Source organism: Photorhabdus luminescens subsp. luminescens (assembly GCF_001083805.1).
In the GTDB taxonomy this organism is placed as follows: domain Bacteria; phylum Pseudomonadota; class Gammaproteobacteria; order Enterobacterales; family Enterobacteriaceae; genus Photorhabdus; species Photorhabdus luminescens.
Genome location: NZ_JXSK01000001.1, coordinates 421,920 through 439,790 on the forward strand (window position 1 = coordinate 421,920; position 17,871 = coordinate 439,790).

At 40.1% G+C, this 17,871-nt stretch carries 10 protein-coding genes and 1 other annotated feature; of the genes, 4 read left to right on the plus strand and 6 right to left on the minus strand.

Annotated features, from left to right (window positions below; genetic code table 11):
• Positions 1–229: 229 nt before the first annotated feature.
• On the plus strand, positions 230–871 hold the full coding sequence (gene ompW, locus TI10_RS01700) for an outer membrane protein OmpW (protein WP_049581434.1): 642 nt from the start codon (positions 230–232) through the stop codon (positions 869–871).
• Positions 872–951: 80 nt separating this feature from the next.
• Here the strand turns inward: ompW and trpA are convergent, their stop codons facing one another.
• Genes trpA through TI10_RS01730 form a run of 6 tightly spaced genes read right to left on the minus strand, consistent with a single transcriptional unit; the run spans position 952 to position 7,530 of the window.
• Positions 952–1,758: a tryptophan synthase subunit alpha gene (trpA, locus tag TI10_RS01705; protein ID WP_049581435.1), complete on the minus strand. Its 807-nt coding sequence runs from the start codon at positions 1,756–1,758 to the stop codon at positions 952–954.
• The gene (gene trpB / locus TI10_RS01710) at positions 1,758–2,948 is read right to left on the minus strand and encodes a tryptophan synthase subunit beta (RefSeq protein ID WP_046397255.1); all 1,191 of its coding nucleotides are present in this window, start codon (positions 2,946–2,948) and stop codon (positions 1,758–1,760) included. Before trpB ends, trpA begins: the two co-directional genes overlap by 1 nt.
• A gap of 56 nt (positions 2,949–3,004) precedes the next feature.
• The gene (trpCF, locus tag TI10_RS01715) at positions 3,005–4,369 is read right to left on the minus strand and encodes a bifunctional indole-3-glycerol-phosphate synthase TrpC/phosphoribosylanthranilate isomerase TrpF (RefSeq protein ID WP_049581436.1); all 1,365 of its coding nucleotides are present in this window, start codon (positions 4,367–4,369) and stop codon (positions 3,005–3,007) included.
• A 2-nt stretch (positions 4,370–4,371) separates the two neighbouring features.
• Positions 4,372–5,370 (minus strand): anthranilate phosphoribosyltransferase, encoded by a 999-nt coding sequence (gene trpD / locus TI10_RS01720; RefSeq protein WP_049581437.1) that lies wholly within the window; start codon positions 5,368–5,370, stop codon positions 4,372–4,374.
• A gap of 13 nt (positions 5,371–5,383) precedes the next feature.
• Entirely contained in the window at positions 5,384–5,962 is a 579-nt protein-coding gene (locus tag TI10_RS01725; protein WP_049581438.1) for a glutamine amidotransferase-related protein, read from the minus strand.
• The gene (locus TI10_RS01730; protein WP_049581439.1) at positions 5,962–7,530 is read right to left on the minus strand and encodes an anthranilate synthase component 1; all 1,569 of its coding nucleotides are present in this window, start codon (positions 7,528–7,530) and stop codon (positions 5,962–5,964) included. The genes TI10_RS01725 and TI10_RS01730 overlap by 1 nt, the downstream gene beginning before the upstream one ends.
• A gap of 28 nt (positions 7,531–7,558) precedes the next feature.
• Positions 7,559–7,659: a sequence feature (Trp leader region), on the minus strand.
• Positions 7,660–8,391: 732 nt separating this feature from the next.
• Between TI10_RS01730 and TI10_RS01735 the strand changes: the two genes are divergently transcribed.
• The 3 genes from TI10_RS01735 to TI10_RS01745 all read left to right on the plus strand — a co-directional run bounded on the left by TI10_RS01735 (position 8,392) and on the right by TI10_RS01745 (position 17,749).
• Positions 8,392–10,029, plus strand: coding sequence for a glycoside hydrolase family 18 protein (locus TI10_RS01735; RefSeq protein ID WP_049581440.1), 1,638 nt, complete (start codon positions 8,392–8,394; stop codon positions 10,027–10,029).
• A 96-nt stretch (positions 10,030–10,125) separates the two neighbouring features.
• Entirely contained in the window at positions 10,126–13,662 is a 3,537-nt protein-coding gene (locus tag TI10_RS01740; RefSeq protein WP_049581441.1) for a Tc toxin subunit A, read from the plus strand.
• Positions 13,655–17,749 (plus strand): Tc toxin subunit A-related protein, encoded by a 4,095-nt coding sequence (locus TI10_RS01745; protein ID WP_049581442.1) that lies wholly within the window; start codon positions 13,655–13,657, stop codon positions 17,747–17,749. Before TI10_RS01740 ends, TI10_RS01745 begins: the two co-directional genes overlap by 8 nt.
• Positions 17,750–17,871: the final 122 nt, after the last annotated feature.

Sequence of the window (17,871 nt, forward strand, 5' to 3'; positions counted from 1 at the left end):
AGAGAGCAGATAAAACGTCTGAATAAGTATATAAATAAAAGATTTCTAACTGATTAATAATAAATAAACTTTGATCTTGATCAATTTAAAATAATTCCTAATTGAAATAATTATATTATAAATATACGGTTTTACTGAAATTCTTTAAAAGATGTGATCTGTCTTAGATCATAATTTCCAATATATAGGTATATTTTTCTGACTTTAAATCACAGGAATGGGATGAATAATGAAAAAAATTTCTGCATTTGTATTAGCAGCGGCAACATTAGCGCCATCATTCGCTTTTGCTCATGAAGCGGGTGATTTTATTCTCCGCGCAGGTAGTGCAACAGTCAGACCCAATACTGGCTCTGATAATGTATTAGGTTTGGGTTCTCTTAGTGCGGATAATAATACCCAGATGGGTTTGACTTTCGGTTATATGATTACCGATAATATTGGTGTTGAATTACTGGCAGGGACACCTTTCCAGAACCGAGTAAGTTTACCGGGTGTCGGGAATATTGCTAAAATAAAAAGTTTGCCGCCGACATTAATGGCGCAATACTATTTCGGTTCTAAAGAAAATCAATTTCGCCCCTATGTCGGTATTGGTTTAAACTACACGACTTTCTTTAATGAAAAGTTTAATGGTAATGATGCCGTTAAAGATGGTAATTTGCATAGTCTGGATCTGAAAGATTCTTGGGGTGTTGCCGGTCACGTTGGTCTGGATTATGAGTTAGATCAGAACTGGATGATAAATGCTTCTGTGTGGTGGGTAAATATTGAAACGGATGTGAAATTTAAAGCGGGTGACCAGCATCATAAAATCGATACCCGGATTGATCCGTGGGTATTTATGTTTAGTGCTGGTTATCACTTCTGATAAGAGCTGTGTTGGTTTGACATGGCTGTTTGCTATGAAAAGCATAAAAGTGTGGGGCAGGTTCTGCCCCATTTGTTGTATTAAAGTTGAGTGGCAGACTTCATTTTTGATACAAATTCAGCCAATTTTTTCAGCATTATTTCTGGTTGAGAAAGATTTTGTTCGATAATTTTAACGACGGCCGATCCTGAAATGGCGCCCGCTGCTCCACTTGCTAACGTTTCTTTTACCTGTTCAGGTTCTGAAATGCCAAATCCCTGTAACGGTGGCGCAGCATGATATTCCTGTAGTTTATTGACTAGATGATTTAACGGTTTTTCACCTCGTCTTTCTGTACCGGTCACTCCTGCTCTTGATAATAAGTAGGTATATCCGCGGCCATAAGAGGCAATTTCACGTAATAATTCATCTTCCGCGTTGGGTGGGCAAATAAAAATAGGGGCAATGCCATGTTTCATGGCTGCGGCACGGAATGGTCGTGACTCCGACATAGGAACATCTGCGACTAATACCGAATCAATACCCGTATCTTTGCAATGGTGGTAGAAATCGTCTATTCCATGATGAAAAACCAGATTGGCATACATTAATAAACCAATAGGAATATCAGGGTATTTTGCCCGAATTTTTGCTAATAGTTCAAAACAGAGGGGCGGGGTTACATTTGAGGAGAAAGCACGCAAATTAGCGTTTTGAATAGTTGGGCCGTCAGCCAGCGGATCAGAAAAAGGAATACTTAGCTCAAGAGCGTCAGCGCCACTTGCAATGAGAGTATCGATAATTTTCAACGATAATTCTGGGGTTGGATCGCCTAGAGTGACAAAGGGGACAAAAGCGCCTTGTTTACGACTTTCTAGTTGTTTAAATAGCTGTTCGTAACGTTCCATTAGATTTCCCCCCTGGATTTTAAAATATCGTGGACAGTAAATATGTCTTTATCACCGCGACCGGATAGATTAACGATCAGTAATTGTTCTTTATCAGGAGCTTGATGGATCATTTTCAAAGCATAAGCCAGCGCATGAGAGGATTCGAGGGCTGGAATAATGCCTTCCTCACGGGAAAGGGTTTTGAACGCTTCTAATGCTTCATCATCGGTGATGGAAACATAATCAGCTCTCCCAATACTGTTCAGATAGGCATGTTGAGGGCCAACGGAAGGGAAATCCAGACCGGCGGAAATAGAATAAGATTCTTCAATCTGGCCTTCATCTGTCTGCATCATTGGCGATTTCATACCAAAATAGATACCCAATTTGCCATGTTTCAGTGGCGCGCCATGTTTACCGGTTTCAATACCAAGCCCGGCAGGTTCAATACCAATTAGGCGGACTGATGTTTCAGGAATAAATTCCGCAAACATGCCAATGGCATTGGAACCTCCACCAACACAGGCCAACACGGCATCAGGCAGGCGCCCCTCTTTTGCCAGAATTTGGGATTTGGCTTCTTCGCCGATCATACGCTGGAACTCTCTAACCATCGTCGGATAGGGATGTGGCCCAGCGGCAGTCCCTAATAAATAGTGGGCTTTATCGTAGCTGCCAGACCAATCACGTAATGCTTCATTGCAGGCATCTTTTAAGGTGGCGGAGCCGCTGTGAACTGGAATGACTTCGGCTCCCATTAGACGCATGCGGAAAACATTAGGTGACTGGCGTTCCACATCTTTAGCGCCCATATAAATGCGGCACTTCATATTTAACAGTGCGCAGGTGAGGGCGGTTGCTACACCATGTTGACCAGCGCCGGTTTCCGCAATAATTTCGTTTTTACCCATGCGTTTTGCTAATAATGCCTGACCAAGTACTTGGTTGGTTTTGTGAGCGCCGCCGTGTAATAAATCTTCACGTTTCAGATAAAGGCGGGTTTTGGTGCCTTTCGTCAGATTACGGCATAACGTTAATGCTGTTGGTCTGCCCGCATAATTTTTCAGTAGATCCTGAAATTCTTGTTGAAATTCGGGATCTTGCTGAGCGGCAATAAATGCGGCTTCTAATTGTTCAAGGGCTGGAATAAGAATCTGTGGTACAAATTGTCCACCGAAGTCACCAAAATAGGGGTTAAGTTTACTCATTGTTCTGCTTGTCCATTATATGAATCGGAAAATTATATGAATCGGAAAATTGTTGCTTATTGGTAACAGCGTAGAAGCTGAAACACTTTATTTAATTTATGACTGCTTTTGATGCCGGGAGCGCTTTCGACGCCAGAATTAAAATCAAGTCCGCAACAGCCATATTTTGCTGCTTGTTGGCAATTTTCTTCATTTAACCCACCGGCTAGCATGACATTGGCGAGTGATTGCTTGTCAAGTAATCGCCAATCGAAACTTTGGCCGGTTCCACCTTTGCCGTTATCAAGTAAATAACGGTCAACATTTCCGGTTTTGGCGTGAAAGGCATCTTTCGACATATCAACTGCTTTCCAAATTTGACAATTTTCAGGCAGTGTTTTTCGCAGTTCCGCAATATAAACTTCGCCTTCTGCGCCATGTAATTGCACCGCAGCCAGAGAAAGGGTACGGGCGGTATGGCTAATGAATGTAGATGATTGATTTTGAAATACGCCGACATATTTGAGATTTGCTGCATTGATGATTTGTTGGGCCTGTTGGATATCAATCTTACGTGGCGAATGTTCAGCAAATATCAAACCACCATAAACAGCACCTGCCTGTAATGCCACTTTAGCATCTTGTGGGCGAGTTAACCCGCAGACTTTATTTTCACCCAGAATCAGTTGACGTAATGCTAAGTCCAGATTGGATTGGGCCATCAAAGCACTGCCAATGAGAAAGCCGTTAGCATAATGGCTAAGCTCACGAATTTGTTGATGCTGGTGGATGCCCGATTCGCTAATAACAATGGTTCCTTCCGGTAACTGTGGCGCAAGTTGTTTGGTTCGGTTTAAATCGATAGAAAGATCTCTCAGGTCACGGTTATTGATACCAATAACTTTAGCTTTTAACGCAACCGCTCTGGCTCGCTCTTCCTCTGAACTGACTTCCGTCAGCACGCCCATATTTAGACTATGCGCAAGTTCAGACAGCGCAATATATTGCTGATCATCAAGGACAGAAAGCATCAACAAAATCGCATCGGCTTGATAATAACGGGCAAGATAAACCTGATAAAGATCGATAATAAAATCTTTGCACAATACCGGCTGGTGAACGGCATCACTGACTAAACGAAGAAATTCATAGTTACCCTGAAAATATTTTTCATCAGTTAATACAGAGATAGCCGCAGCATAAGGCTGATAAATTTTCGCTATGTGAATGGGATCAAAATCCTGACGAATAACGCCTTTAGAAGGAGATGCCTTTTTACATTCCAGAATAAAAACTGTCTGTTCACTGCTTAGTGCTTGATAAAAATCACGATTGCTGGCAACAACGGCATCAATAAAACTTTCTAATGGTTGCTGTTGTTTGCGATTAATAAGGTATTCGGCTTTATCATTAACAATTTTCTGTAAAATGGTGGCTTGCATGGTTAACTCCTTGTTGCAAGTGCTATGACTCGTTCATAAGCTCGGCCACTGTGAATGGCTTCGAGAGCTTGTTGGGTGTTATGACGTAAATTTTCCTGTCCATGAATTTTCATTAACAGGGCAACGTTAGCCGCAACGGCATCAGCATGAGCTTTCTTGCCTCGTCCTTGTAACAATAAACTGAGCATTTCACGATTGTCCTCGGGTGAACCTCCTTTTAATGCGGATATTGGATGATGTTGTAAACCAAAATCTTCAGCGTTTAATTGATAATGGATAATTTCTCCATCATTAAGTTCTGCAACTTTCGTTGGCGCATGCAGTGCGACTTCATCCATGCCGCCGCTGTGAACAACCGCGGCCCGTTGATAACCGAGAACCTGCAAAGTGCGGGCAATAGGCTCAACGAGTTCAGGGCTGTAAACGCCAATTAAAGCCAGCGGCGGACGAGCTGGGTTGATCAGAGGACCTAATATATTGAAGAGTGTCCGGGTTTTCAGTTGTTGACGTACCGGCATTGCATGACGGAATCCAAGATGATACTGCGGTGCAAATAGGAAACAGATGCCGATTTCATCTAGTGCGCTACGGGCGCATTCCGCGCTGATATCAAGGGCGATGCCAAACGCTGCCAGCAAGTCAGAAGAACCGGATTGACTGGAAACGCTGCGGTTGCCATGTTTGGCGACTTTAAGCTGGCAAGTTGCAGCGACAAAAGCACTGGCGGTTGAAATATTGATACTGTTCGTACCATCGCCGCCTGTTCCGACGATATCGCAGAAAGTGTAATCCGGCCGTGGAAATGGCAGGGCATTTGCCAGTAATGCCTGGGCTGCGCCGGCGATCTCCTGGGGTTGTTCACCACGTAATTTCATGCTGATAAGTACAGCAGCGAGTAGTGATTCACTTAATTCTCCTTGAATAATGGCTGCAAATAGTTGCTGGCTTTCTTGTTGTGTCAATGTCTGCGCGTTAAACAATTTATTGAAAATAGCCTGCATTATCATCTCCCCTTTAATTTAGTGCCCAGACTAGCGTTTGTTCAAGCAATTTAGCGCCCTGAGTTGTGAGAATCGATTCTGGGTGAAATTGAAATCCACAAACCTTATGTTTGTTGTGACGAACCGCCATAACAGTATCACCACAACGGGCAGAAATAGTCAGTTCAGATGGAATTTTGTTACCCGCGAGAGAGTGATAACGTGCAACCGGTAGAGGGTTTTCCAGATTAGCGAACATAGCCTGATTATCGTGTTCTGCCAGAGAAGCTTTGCCGTGTAGGATTTCGGCAGCCGCGGAAATTTCTCCGCCATAGGCTTCAATAATGGCTTGGTGCCCAAGGCAGATGCCGATCACTGGGATTTTGCCGATGATTTGTTGCAGTAATTGAGGCATACAACCTGCGTCAGACGGTTTACCCGGCCCCGGTGAAAGCATCAATAGCGGAGAAGACAGCATTCTTAATTGCTGCATAATCATTTCAGTTGCAACAGTATTGCGGTAGATAACAACCTGATGACCATGATTACGTAATTGATCGACAAGGTTATAGGTGAATGAATCCACGTTGTCGAGTAGAAGAATATTTGCCATCAGAAAATCTCCTCTGCCTGATGAGCTTCAATAATTGCACGAATGACGGCTTTTGCTTTGTTACGAGTCTCTTCGGATTCGGCTAAAGGCTCGGAATCCAATACGATACCTGCGCCAACCTGAATAGTCGCTATGCCATCTTCCACGTAGGCAGAGCGAATAACGATACAATTATCCATATCCCCCTTGCCGGTAAAATAACCGACTGCGCCGCCGTAGCTGCCCCGACGTTCACTTTCATAGAGAGCGATAAGTTGCATTGCGCGTACTTTTGGTGCGCCAGTAAGGGTGCCCATATTCATACAAGCTTGATAAGCATGAAAGATGTCCAAATCATGGCGCAATGTTCCCACTACGCGGGAAACCAGATGCATAACAAAGGAGTAGCGATCAACTTTTGTCAGGTCGGCGACATAGCGGCTGCCCGGTTTACAAATGCGAGCCAGGTCATTACGGGCCAAATCAACCAGCATCAGGTGTTCGGCTAATTCTTTATGATCTGTTCTCATCTCCAGTTCGGTTCGGCTGTCCAGATCGGCATCCAGCTTGCCGGCAGCATTGCGCCCACGGGGACGGGTACCGGCGATCGGGTAAATTTCAATCTGGCGATTGGATGCATCATATTTAAGCGCGCTTTCAGGAGAAGCGCCAAACAGACAGAAATCTTTGTCCTGCATGAAAAACATGTAGGGACTTGGATTGCGGTATTTAAGCTTTTGATAAGCATGAAGCGGTGCCGGGCAGGGTAGAAAGAAGCGTCTTGATGGAACTACCTGAAAAATATCTCCCTGGCGGATATATTGCTGCAATTGCGCCACCATTTCTGCATAGCCATTGTCATCCCGATTGTATGAAACTTTCATGGTTGGCAGAGAGATTTGTTTTACGGGTTCAGTCGGTTCGGTAATGAGTTTCGCTAATGTTTTTAATCGTTGCTTAAGGCGTTGCTCTTCTGTCTGAGAATCGCTGAAAAGGGAGATTTGCAAACGTGCATTTTTATTTTGGTGGTCGATCACCAATAACGTTTCTGCGAGATAAAAACAGAAGTCAGGGCAGCGTTGAACGGTTTTTACGGCGGGTAAGGGTTCAAATCCGGCTACCAGATCGTAGGAAAAAAGACCGCCGACAAATATTGCTTCTGCATTATCTGGAGATGAATGCCCTTCCGCCAGTGAAAGCAGAGCACGCAGCGCATCAAATACGGATACCGCTTTCAGACGATTATCTTCATCTATATTGTGATTGGTTAGCGGGAAGGTAACTTGAAGAACATTATGTGTCATTTCAGATTGGGCGTTGCTGGAAAGTTTGTCAGCCAAAATGGGTAATAAATTCCGGCCATTTTCTGTCAAAGCGTCAAAAGTAACCTGATTGCCGTTGGCGCTGATGCGCAAGGCGCTATCAATAATCAGCAGACTTTTTAAGTTTTTTTTGCTGTTAATTTCCGCAGATTCTAGCAATAAAGTTGCTGGTCGCTCACCGCAGAGTTGGTTGAATAGCAGAGTAGGATCGGGTTGATAAGCGGTTTCCTGCTCGATTACGGTGATTTTGGGTTGTTTATCCGTCATTTTTTCGTCCTATTAATAAGTTACACATATAAAAAAACCCGCTGATCAGGCGGGTTTTGGTAATTTGGCACTGTTAATTTATGTGCGTGACCGTACCGCCCTTACTGGGAAGTTATGCCACCAACGGATAGACGTCATAAATACAGCCATTTTCAGTGCCTCTTTTGTATTGATATAGATGGTATACAAGACAATATCATTCTCACTCGTGTACTAGTAAACTGGAACGGAATTGGTGTGTCAAGGATTTTTTTGCGCGTTTATTAGTTTATGCAGTTAGAGGTAGGGACGATCGTTTTTCTAACCCTATTTTAATATTACTAGAGAAAATTTAAGGTTAATTGGCGGGCATTTTATTACGATGTAACATAAAATATGTTAATAGCCAGAGATTGGCTATTCAATTTTAATAAAATTATTATCTTACTGTCATAAATAACTCATATTATCATTTTACGATATATTCATGATATATATTTAATTCATTAAATATATAAATTATTTTTTATGTAAAAAAGAATTTAGCAGTAGTAACTGTTAGTTAAAAAGCAGGATTGGCTGACTTTTGTTTAAGTCAATAGGCAAGAGATTATTAATTTTTATATCTGTATATGAAAAAAAGAGGTTTAACGGATATTACAGTGAGAAGTAACATTCAGAGCTCTAATATATTGTGTTATTTAAAATTTGAATCCTTATACAGATAAGCTATGTAATCCTTTGTATTCAATACGTTATAAGTATACCGGGGGGAACGATTTTTAATCTGAATACTTATAGATCTCTACTTAATTCTGGCATAGGTTGCCATGATTTAACTCTCTGATGTTTAAAATAATTGTACTATTAGTGGAGTAAAATATGAGTGAAAATGAACCAAAAGCAGATAGCCAATTAGTGTATGAAACTGATCCACATAAGGTTAAGGATTCGCAAGAAGGCGCAGCGCAAAAAACTTATCGGTTAAATGGTTTTGATCCTAAAACAACCGATGGCGTATTATCGTATACACCGACAAGACTTGCTAAAACCGTTTTTAATATTTACGAGGAGAACGATGATTTTGGTGTTTTCTGTTATTTATCTGATTGGTCAATCTATGATGCGCGTTTAGTTGACACAGCAAGCGAAGATGATTTTAAAAAGAATGGCGGCAGAAGTGCTGATTTAATGCGCTTTAAAGGCGATAAAGACCAGGGAAAGCCATTTAAAAGAATTATCTTTAGCTTTGCAGGTATTATTGGTGATACCGGAGAAAAGCAAATAACCATCATGACAGCGGCTAAAGATGGGTGGAAGATGGGAGATACTGATGAAAATATACTTCGAGATCATAAAGGCAAACCTATTCCGATTGATTCCTGGGCAGATGTTGGATCTTACCTTAATTGTGGTTTTAGTGGTTGGAAGGATGACGATTGGAAGTTGTATGAACAAGATAAAGCCCAGGGAGTATTAGGCGGTTTACGTTTACTCAAGGAGGAAAATCCAGATCTGGAAATTTCTGTCAGTGTTGGCGGTTGGTCAATGAGCGGTGCTTTTTATAAAGTTTGTCGTGATGAGAAACTGCGCCAACGGTTTGTTGACGGTGTTAAAGATTTATACACCAAATTTCCCATGCTAACCCATATTGATCTTGACTGGGAATATCCGGGTTCTGCGGGGGACAATAATGAATACGACGAAGATGATTATAAATATTTTGTTGAGCTAATTAAGGACTTAAAGAATGCAAACATCAGTAATTTGAAAGGAATTAGTATTGCAGCTTCCGCCGATATAGAAAAAATTAAAGCAGCACATATTCCAGAATTGATCGCCGCCGGTGTTAATGAAATCAACTTAATGACTTATGATTTCTTTACATTAGGCGATGGAAAACTTTCTCATCATACCAATCTTTATCGCAATAAGGATGATCAATATTCTAAATATTCCGTCGATGACGCAGTTAACTATCTTATCTCTTTAGGTATTAATAAGAAATTTATCTATATCGGTTATTCTGGCTATACTCGTAATGCCAGAACTGCGGAGTTAGACAGTAAGGATAATGAACAACTCATTGGGAAATATACTGATGGAACATCTACGGTAGGGAGTTTCGAACATGGTGTGATTGAATGGACAGATATTATCTATAACTATGTTGATTATGAAAATCAAATAGGCCGTAATGGCTTTACGGTTTTCCATGATCCGATTGCTAAGGCTGATTATCTTTATAATAAAGATCTCAAAGTATTTATGTCATTAGATACGCCTCGTTCAGTCAGGGAAAAAGGTCGCTATGTTAAAGAAAAGGGACTTGGTGGTTTATTTATTTGGAGCGGCGATCAGGATAATGGTTTATTAACCAATGCGGCTCATGAAGGATTAGGCCGTAAAGCAGTTAAAAAAGTTATTGACATGGAACCGTTTTATTTCGATGGTGGTGGTGAACTTCCTTCTTACGATAAACCGAAAGAGAAACAGTGTGAAGCATGTAAATTAAATTGAATTTATACTTGAAAAAATCTCGCTATTTAAAGTGGTTATAGTTTCTATAACTGTGCTATTCAAGTGTTTCCGATTAATTAGGTTGGGAATAATACAATGGATAAATATAAAAGCATTTCTCGTGAAAAACAAAGTATAACAAAAGTATCACCGTTGTTGGCTGCGGCGGCAGAAGTAAAACCATCAGCAGCGCGAATATTGCCGGCAAGTTATATGTTGTCAAACTCAGAACAGAATGAAAATAATTCCACGGTTACTCTGGTTAATACACTCCAACGTCTAGGTTATAACTCAATTTTTGATATTGTTGAAGTATCAAAACAGCGATTTATTAAACGCCATAATCAATCTTTATCGGGTCATGCAGAGGTGATTTTTGATAAAGCGATGAGTGCGGCTAATCAATTGGTACAAAGTTATCGGCAAAGACAATTGAGAGATTACGATGGCGCATCATTAATAAAAGCGAGTCATCAGGCAAAATATTCTTCTTATATTAGTGACAATACTGATGAGGAAGAAAAATTACCTGATTATAGCAGTTTATTTCCAGAACCTTGGGATGATTTCTGTCAGCCAAATGCTATTGAGGCTCTTGATAGCCCGGTAAACTACCTGCTTGATCTCTATAAGTTTGTACAACAAATAGAGTTAGATGGTTCCAATAATGCGGTGGGATTAGAGCAAAGGCGTGCTGATATTCCTGACTTATTACTGAATAGTGATAATCTTTACAAAGAAATTACGGCAATATCTATTGTGAATGATGTGTTGTCGAAAAGCGCTAGGGAATATATTGATCAGACAGGCCATGCAGATAAACCGGTTAATCAGGTTTTGGGAGAGACTCGTTTTCCATTTACATTACCTTATAGTTTACCTTCTCAACAGATCAATAAAGGCTTGGCTGAAAAAGAGACTGAATTAGGCACGATTATTCAGCAGGTGGATCAACAATTTCCCTGGCATATTTTAACTGAAAAGCGTGATCAGGCTTTGCTTGCCTATACTGAATTAAGTAAGGAACAAATGACTTTACTGACAGAGAAAAGTCCATTTGCACAAAACTTTTTGTCCCGCGAGCAACTTATTAACAGCTATTTTAGTGCCAGCACAACAGAAGTATTACCTGAGCGTGATGTTGCAAAACATGCTTATATTATTCATGCTGATGAAAATATCACAGGCCCAACATTGTTGAGTGATAATGTTGATAAAGCCTATGATGAAATTGTCATCACTTGCGAAAATAAGGCTAAAGAGAAGATCAACGTTAAACTTCGTGGTGAAAATGTTCTGACCTACAATCGCATAAAAGCGAGGATGGAACCTTTTAATAATTCATCGCCATTTAGCCGACAGTTAAAATTGACTTATGTAGAAAGTGACAATAGTACAATTGGTAATTTAGATAATGGCCCTTTCTTTGGTGAAATGACAGTTTATGCTGCGGTACCCAAAGAGGACACAAATAATAGTTCGGTAAATATTGAAGGTATTAATTTCCTGACAATGACTTACCGTTTTGCGATTGCTAAACAAGGTACTTCACAATCAGAATTATTACCGGAAGCTGAACAATTTTTCCAGGATAATTATGGTGTTTCTGCGGATGAAAGTGTGAAATTAAAACAGATTCTCTCTTTTGGTCAACAGACAGGATCGAAAGTGACAGATCTCGAACATTTGTTTAGTAGTGGTGATTTTCGGCCTTTAGTTTCGCCAAATGTGGTATTTTCTAACCCTATTTTTGGTAGTGGTCAAACATCAGAACACTTTCCTGAACCTTACCATTATGGCGGTGTTTATATCAATGCGGGACAATTGGATGCATTAAGCATTGTGAGAACGGATTCTGGACGTGAAATAGATGCAGTTTCTGATTTTCGTTATGATCGAATGAATCGCTTTATTCGTTTACAGCGTTGGTTATCGTTACCTTATCATCAGCTTGATTTATTGGTAACCTCAGCAATAAAAGCTGAACCAAACAATAGCGATCTGACTATTTCTAATAATACATTAAGAGCGTTGGGTTTATTCCGCCATTTATCGACACAATATAAAGTATTACCGGAAACATTTGCTGGATGGATATACCAAATTACGCCATTTGCTATTAGCAATAATATTCCATTTTTTGATCAGCTTTTTAATCAATCTAAACTTTTTGACCAGCCTTTAATTCTGGATGGAAAAGAATTTAATTATACAGAAAATCAAGGAGATGGAGCGAAAGCAGTTAAACAATTGTGTGCTGGGTTAGCTATTTCTTTATCTACGTTTCAAGTGATTGCCCCTATTGTTGAGAAGGCACTGAAATTCTCTTCTGGAAAATTGGCGCGTAATCTTGATGTCGTATCCAGACTTTATCGTTTAGTGACGATTCCACGATTATTTGGTTTTTCTGCGGAAGATGGATTAATTCTGTCGGATATTTTAACGGATAAAAGCGAATATCTGGCAAATATACCGGCTTTAGGAGAGAAAAATGACATCCTCAGTGTTATTGCTCAAATGGAAGTTTTGACTTCTTGGTTGGCTAAAACAAAACTGACACCGATTAAACTTTCCTTATTATTAGGTAAAACTCAGCTCCCAGTGGTACCAACAAGTGGCATGTTAACCTTTTATAAGGGAATTTCCGATGGTCTTACTGATAATGTACGCTTACAAGAATCTGATTTTAATCGGCAGGAAATAAATAATATAGATTGGTGGACCGTTCTGTCAGATGAAAATGGCGTTTTCGATAAGGATAACGGTTTAGTCAAAGATATTCCATTGGTATGGGGAAAAACAGATGAAGAGTCTCTAAGGAAAGAGATTGAAGATATTGTAAAGGATAAAAAGATAAACCCAGATAATAATCAAATTAATATTGTCGTGCAGATCATATTGCAAGCTAAAACTGCACAAGAAAGCCTATTATCTAGCGCTATTGCGGGCGAATATGGGGTCTCAAGAGATATCGTTCCACTACAATTGCGTTGGTTAGGAAGCGGTGTCTATTCAGTACTGAAACTGGTATTAGATAATACGCCAGAAAAAGTTGAAGATATTAAAAAAGAGTTTCTGGACTTGACCTATAGTCTGTTAGTTTATACTCAATTAATTAATGCATTGAGCATAAGCAATAATCTGTTGTTATTGCGTCTGACAAATCCTAAATGGCTTGGACTAAACTTAGATGAAACGACAGAAATATCATTGTCATTAGATGAAATTTTCCTATTGAACCGCTATCAAGATTTACTGGAAAATGCGAAACAAAATGAAGATAAAATTCAGGAGTATTTTACTTTCGCTAATGGTGAGATATTACCAAAAACAGAAGAGGACGATGACAATTATAAATGTGCTCAATTGCTGGCTGAAATATTAGATTGGGATGTTGATGAAATTTATCTTGCTTGTGATAAAGGCGGATTAGAAAGAAAACGTGCCATGACTTTATCTCAAATAGATTGGATACGACGGCTACAACAATTTTATGTGAAAACCAATTTATCCGTTGAGCCTTTATTGGGTGCTGGCGCACTTGATGTTAATTCAAGTTTTGACGCTTTCCAAAGCATCGGTGAAGCGGTAATGGCTGCGTTAAAAGCGCAAGGAGATGATGATAATGTCTAATTTAATTGAAGCAACATTACAGGAAAATTTGCGTGATGCATTGGTTGACTATTATCTTGGTCAGATTGTTCCGCATGATACCGCTTTTCAATCTCAGAGTGAAAAAATTAAAAACGTTGATGACTTGTATGATTTTCTATTGTTAGACACTCAGGTTTCTTCCAAAGTCAAAACAGCCCGTGTTGCCCATGTGACCCAATCGGTACAACAATATATTAACCGTATTGTGTTGAATTTAGAGTCAGGTTTATCCATGACTCAGGAAGAGGCAGACAATTGGCAGGAGTTTGCTAATCGTTACGGTTATTGGGCGGCTAATCAACAATTGGCTATTTATCCAGAAGTTTATGTTGATCCCACATTACGTTTAACTAAAACCGAATTCTTTTTCCAACTTGAAAGTGCGCTTAATCAAGGCAAACTTACCGATGATGTTGCTCAGAAAGCGATATTGGGATATTTGAATAATTTTGAAGAGGTGAGTAATTTAGAAGTTATTGCTGGTTACGAAGATGGTATTGATATTGCCGATGATAAGATCTATTTTATTGCCAAGACCCGTACTCAACCTTACCGTTATTTTTGGCGAACTTTAGATGCCCAACAACGTAATAATCAGACTGATGAACTCTATCCTACCGCTTGGGGTGAGTGGAAGCTGATTAATGTTCCTTTAGAAAATGCGTATAATAGTGTTATTCGTCCGATTATTCTAAATAACCGATTATATATTAGTTGGTTTGAAGTTTCTGAAGAAAAACAAGATAAAGATAATAGTATTAAATATCGTACCAAGCTTAATTTGGCCCATTTGGCATTTGATGGTACCTGGAGTACCGGCACTACTGTTCGTGAAGATTTACTTGATCACTCTATGAAAGAGTTGATTGCGGTGCTCGACCGTACTGGAGATGTTGATCGTTTAGCGTTGGTCGCATTTGTGCGTTTGCAAGGTAAGGATGAGAATAAAAAAAATTATGATTATGATGAAGTTTTCACTTATGTTTGTGACAACTTATTAATGGAAGCAACGGATTTGCCTAAATCCACTTCAAGGTTATCTGATCTGGATGCATATGGTGCTGCTTTAGTCTGGTTCTATTTTCGGGAACCTTCGAATGGCGGGCCAGAGGAATATAAGCAATTAGTTCTTTATCCCGTAAATAATAATATGAAGTGGCCGATAGCCGAACCACCTACATTTGAAGGACAATTAGGTAAAATAGACGATTTCAAGCTGGATGCGACTTATGTTGATGGGACATTGAATATGTATTTGACGTCCACTTCAACGTATCAATATGATTTTAGCATAAGTAAAAATATCCTTTATTGTATTTGGCTGGAAGATAGTCAGGGTGAACGGTGTTGGCTTGATTATAAGATACTGACACCAGAAGATTATAATCCAAAATTAAGTGTGCCATTGAAGCGGTGTGATCGAAATGATGTGATAATTGTTACAGGTTTTAGTCTGCCGTCAGATACTGGAGATATTGCCGGTAAAATTAAGCAAAAACTGAGTGTAGGTAAATTACTTCGTGACAAGATCCAAATTAAACAGACGAAACAAACCCAATATTTACAATTTCCAAAAGAAGAGCCGTCAGAGGAGCAACCAGAAAGTTGGTATTCTGACAAGGCGATTCGTTTAAATACCCTTTTTGCAAAAGAGTTAATTAGTAAGGCGAGTCAAAAACTGGACAAAGTTCTCAGTTGGGAAACTCAAAATATTCATGAAGAGCCGATTACCGGCAACGTTTCAAAACCTATCGACCTTAAAGGGGCAAATGGTATTTATTTCTGGGAATTGTTCTTCCATATGCCATTTATGGTGGCCTGGCGGTTTAATGTCGAACAGCGTTATGAAGAAGCCAGTCGTTGGATTAAGTTTATTTTTAATCCTTTTGAAAGTAATGATGAACCGGCGTTGGAACAAGATAAGCCACGTTATTGGAATAGTCGTCCGATAATTGACGAGCCTAAAAGATTACGCAGTCTGATAGAACCGGCTGATCCTGATGCAATTTCTGCCAGTGAACCTATTCATTATCGTAAAGCTATTTTTAACTTCTACGTTAAGAATGTTATCGATCAGGGCGATATGGAATATCGCAAGTTACAGCCTACGGCCAGAACGTTGGCGCGTCTGAGCTATGCAACGGCAAGTTCATTATTAGGCGCGCGTCCCGATCTTCAATTAGCCAGTTCCTGGCAGCCAATAACTCTTGAGGATGCATCCTATAAGAAGAGTAGCGCAGTACGCGCATTGGAGATGATCAGTTATCCTTTGCCTTATGCCCCAGTGGTTCATGATAAAACGATTCGTGCGCTGGATAATGATCTCTTTATGAAACCGATTAATGAAGAGTTAACGGCCCTGTGGGATAAAATAGAAAACCGGATTTACAATTTACGCCATAATTTAACGTTGGATGGTAAAGAAATTTCTATGGATCTTTATGATTCGAAAATTTCTCCTCGTGGATTAATGAATCAGCGTTATCAGCGGGTTGTTGCTGCCAGAAATGCCAGCAGAATGAATTTCAGAGTGCCGAATTATCGCTTTGAACCGATGTTGGCGCGGGCGAAATCGGGCGTTGATACATTGATACAATTTGGCAGCACGTTGTTAAGCCTATTAGAGCGGAAAGATAATTTGAGTTTTGAATCATTCCAGATGGTTCAGAATAATGATCTCTACCGTTTTGCTGTTGACCTCCAACAACAAGATATCAATATTAATCAGGCCAGTCTTGATGCGTTGCAGATAAGCAAACAATCTGCTCAGGAGCGGTACGAACATTATAAAAGTCTTTATGATGAAAATATTTCGTCAACGGAGCAGCAGGTTATTGAATTACAGGCTCAAGCATCTTCTGCCTTATTAGCTTCGCAAGTCTCAAGAACGGCAGCGGCGGCATTGGATTTAGTCCCCAATATTTATGGATTGGCTGTTGGGGGTTCACATTGGGGGGCAGCTTTAAATGCAGTTGCTGAAATAGCAACTTTGAAACATCAGTCTGATAGCACTAAGGCTGACAGCCTCAGTGTTTCCGAATCTTATCGCCGTCGCCGGCAGGAGTGGGAGCTGCAATATAAACAGGCTGAATGGGAAGCAAAATCTATTGATCAGCAGATTAATATTCAGCAATTGCAGGTCAGCGCCGCACGTAAGCGTTTGGCGCAAGTTGAAGCGCAGCAGCAACAATCTCAGGCACTGTTGGCTTATTTCTCCAGCCGTTTTACTAATGAAAGTTTATATACCTGGATGATTAGCCAGATCTCAAGCCTTTATTTACAAGCTTATGATGCTGTTTCATCGTTGTGTTTATCCGCGCAGGCTTCTTTACAGTATGAGCTTGGGTTAGGCGAGCAGAATTTTATTGATGGCGCGAGTTGGAATGATCTCTACCAAGGGCTGTTGGTCGGTGAAAATTTGAAATTGGCATTGCAACGTATGGAACGCACTTATGTTGAGCAAAATTCACGTAAATTGGAAATTATCAAAACGATTTCGCTTAAATCTTTATTGGGCGAGTCTTGGGAAGATAATCTCAAAGCGCTGAAATCACATAATGCAATCACCTTTAATTTGGATGAGTTAAAACAATTCGGTGCAGATTATCCGGGGTTATTTAATCGGCGGATTAAATCTGTTTCAGTTACGCTGCCTATGTTAATTGGGCCTTATGAAGATATCTGCGCCAAATTAAGTTTGTCGGGTGTAAGCAGTTATACGACAAAAGCGGACCTCAAAACTGTTGAAAAGATGTTAAAAGAAGGCATTCGGGCGGAAACGCCTTATACGGTCCGCAGCATACAGCCTAATCAACAAATCGCTTTATCTACGGGTATTAATGACAGCGGAATGTTCACGCTTAATTTTGATGATGAACGTTTCTTACCCTTTGAGGGAGTAGGGGTAGGATCGAGTTGGAATTTCCAATTTACCAATACCTCGCAGGATTTAGAAAGTTTGACCGATGTTATTCTTCATATTCGATATACCGCGCAAGAAGGGTCTGCATCATTTGGCACGGCTGTTAAGGCATTATTGAACAAGGAAAACCCAGATTTGGCATGACGGGCATTAAGAATTAAATGAATCAGTCATCTGAATTTAAAGTTCTTACTCGTTATCATTAACATTCAAATTAGCCTCTTCTATTTATGTGGAGGCTAAATATAAATCGCATTGGAGTTTAT

Bases quoted from the DNA above. Each gene is read 5' to 3' on its own strand.
- ompW (WP_049581434.1), top strand. From the start codon at position 230: ATGAAAAAAATTTCTGCATTTGTATTAGCAGCGGCAACATTAGCGCCA.
- trpA (WP_049581435.1), bottom strand. From the start codon at position 1,758: ATGGAACGTTACGAACAGCTATTTAAACAACTAGAAAGTCGTAAACAA.
- trpB (WP_046397255.1), bottom strand. From the start codon at position 2,948: ATGAGTAAACTTAACCCCTATTTTGGTGACTTCGGTGGACAATTTGTA.
- trpCF (WP_049581436.1), bottom strand. From the start codon at position 4,369: ATGCAAGCCACCATTTTACAGAAAATTGTTAATGATAAAGCCGAATAC.
- trpD (WP_049581437.1), bottom strand. From the start codon at position 5,370: ATGCAGGCTATTTTCAATAAATTGTTTAACGCGCAGACATTGACACAA.
- TI10_RS01725 (WP_049581438.1), bottom strand. From the start codon at position 5,962: ATGGCAAATATTCTTCTACTCGACAACGTGGATTCATTCACCTATAAC.
- TI10_RS01730 (WP_049581439.1), bottom strand. From the start codon at position 7,530: ATGACGGATAAACAACCCAAAATCACCGTAATCGAGCAGGAAACCGCT.
- TI10_RS01735 (WP_049581440.1), top strand. From the start codon at position 8,392: ATGAGTGAAAATGAACCAAAAGCAGATAGCCAATTAGTGTATGAAACT.
- TI10_RS01740 (WP_049581441.1), top strand. From the start codon at position 10,126: ATGGATAAATATAAAAGCATTTCTCGTGAAAAACAAAGTATAACAAAA.
- TI10_RS01745 (WP_049581442.1), top strand. From the start codon at position 13,655: ATGTCTAATTTAATTGAAGCAACATTACAGGAAAATTTGCGTGATGCA.